Here is a 10,510-nt window from a genome sequence, read left to right as displayed (position 1 = left end):
AAAGTCGATGGATCTCGATCGCTACAACCTGCAGCGCTTCGTTGAAGCGCAGAACCCTGTGTACCAGCGAGTTCTCTCAGAGTTGCGCGAAGGCCGCAAGCGCACGCACTGGATGTGGTTTATCTTCCCCCAGATTCGCGGCTTAGGACACAGTGAACTTGCTCAGCGATTCTCGATCGGATCGCTCTACGAAGCCGAAGCATACTTCGAACATCCCATTTTGGGACCACGGCTGAGGGAATGCAGCGGCCTGGTGAACGCAATTCAAAATCGTACAATCGAAGATATCTTCGGCTATCCCGATCACCTGAAATTCCGATCCTCCATGACGCTTTTCGCGCAAGCTGTTCCAGGAGAGAAGGTCTTCAACGAAGCTCTCGACAAATACTTCGCCGGTTCACCGGATGAGTTCACAGTGTCGCGACTTGCACAGTGAAAATCGCGGCATGACCAAGAGCGCGATGACTGCCCAAAGCCAGCCCGAAGGGGGGAATGTCTCAGCCCACGTGCCTAAGCCGTGGGTGAGCATGATGATGAGCGAGCCCCGAAGGGGCGGCATACTTCAAAGACGGAGGAAAGTTATAGCTTCACCGGCGCTGGATTCTTGGGATCGCTCCAGTCATAAAACCCTTTGCCGGTCTTTTTGCCGTACCATCCTGCCAGAACCAGCCGCTTGAGCAACGGAGGGGACGCAAAACGACGTTCCTTGAATTCCTCATACATCACATGCGTGATGTAGTAGGTGGTATCTAGCCCGACAAAATCGAGCAGAGTGAACGGTCCCATCGGATACCCGCAGCCAAGCTTCATGGCGTTGTCGATGTCGGGAATCGAGCCGACGCCTTCCTCGTAGGCGCGGATTGCGTCGAGCAGATAAGGAACCAAGAGACGATTAACGATAAAGCCCGTCTTATCCGAAGTGCGAACCGGCACCTTGCCCAGCTTCTTGCCGAACTCGACGGCTGTATCGATGACCTGATCGGACGTCGCAATCGTACGCACGAGTTCGACCAGTTTCATTAAGGGAACGGGATTGAAAAAGTGAAGTCCGATAAAGCGATCGACCCTCTTCGTGGCGGTCATCAGCTCAGTTACGGAAATTGAAGACGTGTTCGTAGCGAACATTGCCTCCGGCTTGACGATCGCATCCAGCGCCGCATACATCTTTTTCTTCTCATCGATATTCTCGATGATGGCCTCAATGACAATGTCGCACTGGGCGAGGTCTTCTTTCTTCTGCGTGCCTCTCAGTCGTGCTCGGATTTCGTCTTTCTGCTGCGCCGTGATGCCGCCCTTTTCCGGTCCGCGCTCCACGAACTTCGCGAGGGAAGAATCAATTCCGGCGAATCCTTTGTCGAGCGCCTTCTGCTCGGCCTCCAGCACGGTCACGTTGTAACCGGCTTGCGCCGCAACCTGGGCAATGCCAGAACCCATCAATCCGCAACCTAGTACGCCTACGTTCTTGATCTGCATCTATCTCCTCGAAAATCAAAACCGGGGGGTGAACACGAAGGACACGAAGGTCACAAAGGTTTCCTCCACTCATCGCCATTCAGGACTCGATGAATACCTTCTCTTAAATGCGGGACATTGAAGTTGATGAGCAATCCGAGGCTTTTTTTGCTTAGTCGAAGGTAGGAAAGCAGTTGGGCTTTGTGTATTGGTTGGACGCATTCAATCGCCTTCAGTTCAAGGATAACCAAGTCCTCCACGAGCAGGTCGATTCGATAGCCGACGTCCAGCTTAACGGAATCGTAAATTACAGGAAGCGGAACTTGAGCAGCTACTCGAAATCGTACTTTTTCCAACTCGTACAGCAAGCACGCTTCGTAAGTACTCTCCAACAGACCAAGTCCCAAATTGGAATGCACTTTAAGAGCTGCTTTTATGATCTCGTAACTAAGATCGCGAGCTGAAAACGCTCTCGCTGAAGCCTCTTGCATGTAAACCCCTTTGTGGCCTTCGTGTCCTTCGTGTTCACCCCTTTTTACGTCGCCAATGACTCCAGAATCACAGCGATCCCTTGCCCGCCGCCGATGCACGCAGTAGCCAGTCCATACTTTTTCTTGCGACGGCGGAGCTCATACAACAACGTAATCACGAGCCTGGTCCCAGTCGCACCCAACGGATGGCCGAGCGCAATCGCGCCGCCATTCACGTTGGTCTTCTCACGATCGAGGCCCAATTCCTTTTCGACTGCGAGATACTGCGCGGCAAAGGCCTCGTTCACCTCGATCAGATCGATGTCATCGAGAGAGAGCCCTGCTTTCTTGAGCGCAGTCCGCGTCGCCGGCACGGGCCCGCTTCCCATAATGGAAGGATCGACTCCCGCAATCCCCCAGCTGACCAGCTGCCCAAGCGGCCTCAGTCCGCGCTTTTGCGCTTCAGCCACGGGCATAAGAACCACAGCAGCTCCGCCATCGACGATGCCGCTGGCGTTTCCCGCGGTCACAGTACCTTCTTTGCCAAACGAGGGTTTCAATTTGGCAAGTCCTTCGAGGGTGCTCTCGGGGCGCAGATGGTCATCTTTCTCGAACATCTCGCCTGTGGGATTGCCGCGACGATCTTTGAGCGGTACCGGCGTGATCTCTTCGCCCAGCCGACATGCTTTCTGCGCTTCCGCCGCTCGCTGTTGCGAGCGCAGTGCGAATTCGTCCTGCGCTTGGCGGGTGATGCCTTGCTGCCCAGCGTATTTCTCCGCTGTTTGCGCCATGTAGAGCCCGCAGTAGCTGTCGAGGAGAGCGACCATCAGGGAATCTTCCATCTTGCCTTCGCCCAGGCCGAATCCCCAGCGGGCTCCGCGAATCACGTGGGGAGCCTGCGACATCGATTCCATTCCGCCGGCCAATGCAATCTTCGATTCGCCAAGCTGGATCATCTGTGCTGCGCTGACGATTGATTGCATGCCCGACCCGCAGAGACGGTTCACCGTGAGCGCAGGCACTTCGACCGGTAGCCCTGCGCGCAGCGCCACATGGCGCGCTCCGTAGATGGCGTCACCGGACGTCTGCTGCGCGTTGCCGAAGACGGCATGGTCGATTTCCGCCGCTTCTACGCCGGAGCGATGCATCGCCTCCTTGCTGGCGATCGCAGCGAGTTCCATGGCAGTAAAGTCGCGCAGCTTGCCGCAATAACGGCCCATCGGCGTGCGCGCGCCGTTCACGATTGCAATGTCGGATGGCTGAAGCATGAATACGGAATCCTCAGGAAATGAGTGCTATCCAGCGCGGTTAGGACCGGAGGAAGCAAACTTTTGAGTGTATCAAGAGATGGGAGTCGGTGGCCTATGCCACTGCGACGGTCTCGATGCTGGGTGGTTCGGTGTGGGCGCCATTTGGACTCTCGGCAGTGGCTTTGTCGAGGGCGTGCTCTGCACGGTTAATCACTTCGGTGACGATGTCCACGGGATCGTATTCCTTGTGAATCACTCCTCCTGCAATACCTGCGGCCATGGTCACAGGGCGCTCCGTTCCGGGAATTTTGGTGTCGGCGATTACCTTGCGAATCTTCTCTACTACGAAGAAAGCATTGGCATCCTTCGTGTCGCCCAGGACGAGCGCGATGGAGATCTTGTCGTAACGAATCGCCGTGTCGGTCTGGCGGATGTTCGCGCAGACGCTCTGTCCCACGTTTTGCATCATGCCCTCGACAGCCGATTCACCCACTTCGCGAATCAACGCTCCAGCTTTACCGAATTTGAGCAGCATGACGGTCATACTCTGGTTTTGCTGGAGTGATCGCTTCACCTCAGCGGTAACTACGTCGATGTAGGAAGCTCGCTTCAGCAGGCCCGATTTTTCATCGGTGACGGCGAGCGTCTTCATCAGGCTGCGCAGCTTCGCGTTGTTGACTGCGAGCACCATCTGGTCGGCAATGGTCTTGAGGATCACGATGTCCGGCGGACGCCACTGCCGCTTTTTGTCAATCTGCTCGAGGATGATGATACCGACGTGCTCGTCGCCGTCCATGAGCGGAGCCGCGAGAGCCGATTTGAGTTCCAGAGCGTCGAGGTGTTCCTTGATGGATCCCAATTCGGGAATCTTGCGAACGTCCTCGATTGCCAGCGGTCCACGCTGAACCACCAGAGCCTGCAGCGCGCCAATGAGCCGCACGATGGACATTACATCGGATTGCTTCACGCCGGGCGCGCAGTATTCAAGAGCCGCAGATGGAGGCTTGCCAGGACTGCACAAACTGGCGATGCAGCGGCTGGCGTTCCAGTGCCGGCCGACATCATTCGCAGAAGCGAAGAGCACGCCCTTTACGTTCGATTGCCGGTAAATATTCTGAGTGATCTCGGTGATGCGAGTGAAGTCGCCAATGGAATCCGACCCTTCGGCAGCGGCAGCTTTTGGGCTTGCAGGAGATGCACTAGCAACTGGAGCAGGGACAGCAGGTGGAGCAGGCTTAACTGGAGCTGCAGCAGGCGGCTGTGCCGGCGCTCGTCGATCTTTATATTGCGGAGAGATGCCGGCGCTTACGTAAAGCTGGCGCAGCTTGTCGTTCTGTTCTTCTTCGTGGGGAAACAGCTTCTGGATGCGTTCCATCCGCTCCATGGCTTTCGAACGCATCGAGTACTGCAGAAAGATCTCTGCCTGCAGCATGAGGTCCTCGAGCACCGTCGATTCGCCTTCCAGTTCCTCAGCGGTTGGCTCGGTTTCCTGTTCTTCCTCTTCCTCGTCGCTTCCCGTTTCGGTCTCCGCATTGCGCAAACGATTGGCGATGGTGCGCAGCCGATTCGCGTCGACCTTTCCACGCAACATGTCGAGCCTGCGCTCCAGGCCTTCGATATAAGGATCCACCTCCGCAGCGCGATCCAGGGCTTCGGCAGCGCGCTGGAAATCACCGGACGCGTAGCGCAATTCGAACAACTGAATGAGCGAGTCGCTGTAGTCGTGCTCGCGATTGGCATCATTGAATAGCGTGGCGACAAACTCGAGGAACTCGCTATCCGGCGGATGATCGCGGATGACCTCGCGCAACATCGCGCCATACTCCCGCCGGTTGCCCAGCCGATTCTGCTGCGCATCGGCTTTCTTGGCCAGTTCCAGTGCCTGCTTGTAGTTCTGTGAGCTGAGCAGCTCTCCAATCAGCGCGCCGACATTCTGCATCTTGGCCGGAGTCTTCTCGTACAGCGGCCACAGCAGCGGATACGCATCAGCAGCGCGATGTGCAGCAACGAGCGCGATCCCGTACGCCTCGCGATGGTCAGGCAAGCTCACCTTTGCCGTACCGGCAGGCTCAAGCACCTTCAGCGCACGATCAATTTCGCCTTTGTCCAGCAGGCCCTTCCCATATCGGTAAGCGATATTCGCGCTGGAGGGATCTTCCTTGTAAGCGCGTTCGAACCACTTGAAACCGATATGGCCTTCATCTTCTTCTTTAAGGCCGATCTTCAGGTAGGCTTCGGCGGCGGTCTGACGATCCTTGAGTTTGCCTGCAAGCTCCGCCAGCCGCAGCAGGCTTGATTCGCTGCCATCGATTGCCGTCATTCGACGGAGAGCCGAAAGCGCCTCGTTTTCCCGATGCTCTTGCAGGAAACCTTTCACTGCCGCGTCATATGCGTCGAGCGCCTCGCGCCGATTGCCCACTCGCTCAGCCACCTGTGCATAACGAAGCGTTTGGCCCAGCTTGGGAATCGCAAACTTTGACAGTTTTTTGTACGTCACGCCGGCGCGAATGTTGTCGCCGGAAGCCAGCTGTCGATCGAAAAGCTCACTCAGCAGCGCCGCCGCCTCGGCAGAGCGGTTCGACTGCAAAAAGAGGTCAGCGGTCGTCTGACGGATGGCATCGTTGCCTGGATCCTCGTCCAGGATGGACAGGTACTCTTCCAGGGCGGAGTCGATTTTGCCCTTCTGCAGGTACTTTTCCGCTTTTTCTATGCGTTTAGAGATATCTGCCATTCGCGGTAATGCCGAAAACTACTTCGATTGTAAGGGTAGCGCAGGAAAAGCCAAAAGCGGGTGAACACGAAAGACACGAAGGTCACAAAGGCCGAGCGGGGCTTTCGGTGCCATCACCACTCTCCTCAGTCACAAATTTATGAGCTCTCGAACCAGCGACAGTTCGACGGCGCGACCCGGCAGCGATACCGCTCCATTGCCATTCCACTTCCTTTGTGCCTTCGTGTCCTTCGTGTTCACCCCAGGTTTTCCGATTAAAATCTCACCCATGCCCGACGAGCTTCTCCGCTTCCGGCCTGACTTTCCCATCCTCGGTAACACTACGTACCTCATCAGCAACTCCCTGGGCGCGATGCCCCGCGCAACGCAACAAGCCCTGAACGAATACGCCGAGGTCTGGGCCACCCGCGGCGTGCGTGCCTGGGAGGAAACCTGGTGGATGCTCGCCCACGAAGTTGGCGCCATGATCGAGCGCCTGATGCATGCCGAAGCCAACACCGTCTCGCTGCATCAGAACGTGACGCAATGCCAGGCGGTAGTCGCGTCATGCTTCGATTTTTCCGGCAAGCGCAACAAAGTCGTGTACACCGACATGAACTTCCCCTCGGTGATGTACTTCTGGGAAGCGCAGCGCGCTTACGGAGCGAAGGTGTACATGGTCCCGACCGACGACGCCATCCACGTTCCCACCGAGCGCCTGCTCGACGCCATCGACGAAACCACGCTGCTCGTCCCGATCTCTCACGTGATCTTTCGCAGCGCATACATCAACGACGCGAAAGCAATCGTCGACCGCGCGCACCGCGTAGGAGCACATGTCGTGCTCGATACCTTCCAGTCACTCGGAACAGTTCCGGTCGATGTGCGCGATCTCAACGTTGATTTCGCTTGCGGTGGAGTACTGAAATGGCTCTGCGGCGGACCAGGCACCGCATATCTTTACGTCCGGCCCGATCTCGGACGCAAGCTGCAGCCGAAGTTCACCGGCTGGGTAGCCCACGAGAAGCCGTTCCATTTCGAAACCGGACCCATCCGCTATGCCGACCCACCTTACAAATTCATGAACGGAACTCCCAACGTACCGGCGCTGTATGCAGCGCGTCCAGGGCTAAAGATCGTCGCCGAAGCCGGAATAGAGAAGATCCGCGCAAAATCGAAGCGCCAGGTCGCTAAGCTAATCGAACTGGCCGACGCCCGCGGATGGAAGGTCAACACGCCGCGAGATCCGGAGAAGCGTGGTGGCACAGCTTCGATCGATATGCCGAATTCGAAGGAAGTCTGCGCCGAGCTGCTAAAGCGCGATGTTCTCGTGGACTGGCGCCCAAACGCCGGCGTGAGGATGTCTCCGCATTTCTACACCGAAGACCGCGAGCTCGACGCCGCAATTGCCGCAGTCGAAGAGATTCTCAGCGGCATGACGGTGGCAAGATCGGCGGTTTGAATTTTGCATCTCCTCTTCTAAGGCGATTCGAAGCAGGTTCCCAAGGGTAAGTACCTATCTGTGTCGCGTCACGCTGCTTCGACAATATCTGAATGCCGCCTTCCGCCGGTTCGAAGAGCAAAATCCGAATTGCTCCTTCATGGATTCTTCTCAACTTACCTGAGCGGCTGGATGGGCATCGGCAAATCGCGTGGAACCGAGTTCTCTTTCTTGCGTGTGCCACGATTTTTGGCGCAGTGCTGCGTATCCGACACTTGGGCGCGCGGTCGCTGTGGATGGATGAGAGCGCAACCGCGGCCATCACGAGCCTGGACTGGTCATCTTTCTGGAAGCTGATCTTCAGCCGGGAGATGAACATGTCCGCGTACTATTTGCTTCTGCGGGCATTCCCATTTCTGCACCGCTCGGAAGTCCTGCTGCGGCTTCCTTCGGTGTTGTTCGGCTGTGGGCTGATTTGTAGCATCTGGCTTCTCTCAAAGCATGTGTTTGACGAGAGTCGGCAACTGCTTCGTGCGGCATCGGTCCTGCTCGTCGTCGTGAATGGATTCCTTATTGCCTATTCGCAGGAAGCTCGCGGCTACGCAATGGCCGTTTGCCTGCTGGTTGCGTCCACGTGGGTTTTGGCCCTTCTGATCAAGACAGGGAAACATCGTGCAACCTGGTGCGTGCTCGCCTTGGCGGCACTCTATACGCATTTCTATGCTGTGCTGTGGATTGCGCCGCAGGTGTGGGCCATCTGGATTACGCATCGGAAGCTTGGCTGGAAATTCTTCGGCAGAATTGTGGTCGTAGCAGCGGTTGGTCTAATTCCGTTGATCGTGTTCCTCTGTCGTACACGAGGCGGACAACTGGACTGGGTGCCCAAGCTCACGCTGCACTACTTGCTCGACGTATTCGTGCAGATCGCTGGCTATTCCCCGATCGCACTAGCACTTCTCGTGCTCGGCTCCGTGCTCGGTTCTATTGCTCTCTGGCGGAGTGGCGACGTGTTTTCGCGGACCATTGTTCTCGAAGCCGTTCTTCCCATTCTGGTTCTGCTCATTTGTTCTCCAATTCATCCGCTATTTGTGCCCAGATTCCTGATCTTTGCCATCCCTTTTCTGACACTCACGGCTATGGTTGGATTCGGCGGTCTCAGAATGGATTACGGCGTTCTGGCCTTTGCCGCCTTATTCGTGACCATGCTCGTAGTGGGCAATGAGTCGGCATCCAAAGGCGACTGGAAAACCATGACTGAGTACCTGTGCAGCCAGCCCGATCAAGCGGTGGCGTTCTGGCCGGCCATGCAGCGATTGCCATTTTGGTACTACTCACGGAGCGTTCCCGGCTGCCGCAACGCCATCACCTCGGAACATCGCGAACTCACTCTTGCAGACTTCGGCGGGAATAAACGCGAATTCGCGGCAAAGCTGTGCGCCTCAAATGAGAAATCGATCGTTATGGTGATGGAATCCGAGTGGCACGGAAAAATGCCAGCAACCATAGCGCAGTGCTATGTCCCAGCAGGCACAACCACACGCAACGGTCTGGAGATGCTTTGGCTTCAACGGTCGACTGGCATTGAAACTACTTCGAAGCCAAACAGGACCGTGATCGCGCGAACGGCACGGAACTAACTCACTCCCGCCTGCTTCTCCAGCGTCACCAAGGTCGCCGCGTAGTCCAGATCTGATTGTCCTTCAGCTCGCGATTTTTGGTAGATCTTGTCTACGGTCTCGAGTGCGGGCAGCTTCACTCCGCTTTGGCGGGCGGCTTCAAGCATGAGGTTGATGTCTTTGTGCATGAGCTTCATGGGGAAATTCGCGGTGAAGTCGCGCGAGAGGACGAACGGAGCTTTGTAATCGACAACGCCGGAGCGGACCATCGATTGGCTGATGAGACTCATCAGCGGCTCGAGATTCACGCCTTGCTTCTTGGCCAGCACTAACGCTTCGGCGAAGCCCTCGAAGGTAAGGGCAATCATCAGGTTCATCGAGAGCTTGGCTGCAAGGCCTTTGCCGTTTTCTCCGACGCGCACGGCGCTCTTGCCCATGGCGCTGAACAGCGGCTGCAGCTTATCGAAGGTTTCCTGGCGTGCGCCGACGATGAAGATGAGCTGTCCGCTCTCGGCTCCCGTTTTGGAACCCGTAACCGGCGCATCGACGAACTCGCCGCCTTTCGCGCGTATGCGTTCGGCGAACTTAAGGCTGGCCGAAGGAAGAATCGTACTGGAATCGACGATGATCGCTCCCGGCTTGAGCGACTCGTTCACGCCGTCTTTCCCGAAAAGGACCTGCTCGACGGCTGCCGTGTCCGAGACGCACAACCAGACGATCTCAGCGTCTTTGGCGGCTTCTTTGGGCGTAGCCGCGCCATGCGCGCCGCCGACGATTTTGCCGGGCGTGCGGTTCCAGACCTTTACTTCGTGTCCGGCTTTGACTAAGTTCTGCGCCATGGGCTTGCCCATGATGCCGAGTCCGAGGAATGCGATGCGCATGAAGTAAGCTCCTGAGCTGCTCAGCTTCTAAGCTGCTGAGCCTAGAACCAAAACCAAAACACGACGCGGATTGCGCGGATGCTTCGCCCGCGGATTTCGCAGATACACCACGAAAGAGCTCTAATCGGTCTGTCATCCTGAGCGCCTCTTTTGCGCGAAGGACCTCCCGCGATATGTCGGACTTTATTGCACTGTCCAGGCTCCTTCACCAGGACTTGGTTAAAGAGCCGAGACAGGGCAATTCACTCTCAAGCATTCCGGGAGATCCTTCGCCCAAAAGCGGCTCAGGATGACAGAGTCAAAGGTCGCGTCAACTCGCCCGTCGTTTTCTTGTTTCTCCATCAAGCGAGGCTGCTAGTTCTCTCACACTTTCTACCGGCGGTTGACAACTGAAGCCTGAGCACAGCACGGCCACACTGTTCTTCTCCTTCACTGCCGGCAGGCTCGGAAGCGTTTGTGCCAGTGCCGGCGGCAAATTTTCTGCGACGACGTGATCGGGATCGAAGCGTAGTACCGATTTGGATATGCTGTAGGGCGATATTGCGGCCCGCTGCAACTCGTCGGCTCGTTGGTCGTTGCCGATTACGACTACTTGCGTGTGGGGCCGCGAGTAAAGCGTCAAAGCGATTCCATAGGTTGCGGCGAAGATGCCGAAGTGGCCGGCTACGTCGGCGAAGGCTTTGAGAGTTG

9 protein-coding genes are annotated in these 10,510 nt (G+C 56.8%); 3 read left to right on the top strand and 6 right to left on the bottom strand.

Translation table 11 applies throughout. The annotated features are described in order from the left end of the window. On the top strand, positions 1–436 hold a 436-nt coding region (locus tag VFU50_14510; protein ID HEU5234073.1), incomplete at its 5' end, for a DUF1810 domain-containing protein. A gap of 143 nt (positions 437–579) precedes the next feature. On the opposite strand, the gene VFU50_14505 is transcribed toward VFU50_14510, so the two are convergent. The 4 genes from VFU50_14505 to VFU50_14490 all read right to left on the bottom strand — a co-directional run bounded on the left by VFU50_14505 (position 580) and on the right by VFU50_14490 (position 5,903). Then, entirely contained in the window at positions 580–1,473 is an 894-nt protein-coding gene (locus VFU50_14505; protein ID HEU5234072.1) for a 3-hydroxyacyl-CoA dehydrogenase family protein, read from the bottom strand. A gap of 50 nt (positions 1,474–1,523) precedes the next feature. Further along, a complete protein-coding gene (locus VFU50_14500) occupies positions 1,524–1,943 on the bottom strand; it encodes a GxxExxY protein (GenBank protein ID HEU5234071.1) in 420 nt (139 codons plus the stop codon). A gap of 44 nt (positions 1,944–1,987) precedes the next feature. Beyond that, the gene (locus VFU50_14495) at positions 1,988–3,190 is read right to left on the bottom strand and encodes an acetyl-CoA C-acetyltransferase (GenBank protein ID HEU5234070.1); all 1,203 of its coding nucleotides are present in this window, start codon (positions 3,188–3,190) and stop codon (positions 1,988–1,990) included. A gap of 94 nt (positions 3,191–3,284) precedes the next feature. Continuing rightward, positions 3,285–5,903, bottom strand: a complete 2,619-nt coding sequence (locus VFU50_14490; protein ID HEU5234069.1) for a diguanylate cyclase — start codon at positions 5,901–5,903, stop codon at positions 3,285–3,287. Positions 5,904–6,171: 268 nt separating this feature from the next. Between VFU50_14490 and VFU50_14485 the strand changes: the two genes are divergently transcribed. Both VFU50_14485 and VFU50_14480 read left to right on the top strand, forming a co-directional pair. Continuing rightward, positions 6,172–7,344, top strand: coding sequence for an aminotransferase class V-fold PLP-dependent enzyme (locus tag VFU50_14485; GenBank protein ID HEU5234068.1), 1,173 nt, complete (start codon positions 6,172–6,174; stop codon positions 7,342–7,344). Positions 7,345–7,436: 92 nt separating this feature from the next. Continuing rightward, entirely contained in the window at positions 7,437–8,960 is a 1,524-nt protein-coding gene (locus tag VFU50_14480; GenBank protein ID HEU5234067.1) for a hypothetical protein, read from the top strand. Here VFU50_14480 and VFU50_14475 read toward each other — a convergent pair. Beyond that, positions 8,957–9,820, bottom strand: coding sequence for an NAD(P)-dependent oxidoreductase (locus tag VFU50_14475; protein ID HEU5234066.1), 864 nt, complete (start codon positions 9,818–9,820; stop codon positions 8,957–8,959). The two genes, VFU50_14480 and VFU50_14475, sit on opposite strands and share 4 nt — an antisense overlap. 310 nt (positions 9,821–10,130) lie before the next feature. Continuing rightward, positions 10,131–10,510: thioredoxin domain-containing protein (locus VFU50_14470; GenBank protein HEU5234065.1), on the bottom strand; the 380-nt coding region annotated here is incomplete at its 5' end.

It is taken from the genome of Terriglobales bacterium (assembly GCA_035764005.1).
Classification (GTDB): Bacteria; Acidobacteriota; Terriglobia; order Terriglobales; family Acidobacteriaceae; genus Gp1-AA112.
This window is presented reverse-complemented; position numbering and strand designations above follow the sequence as displayed.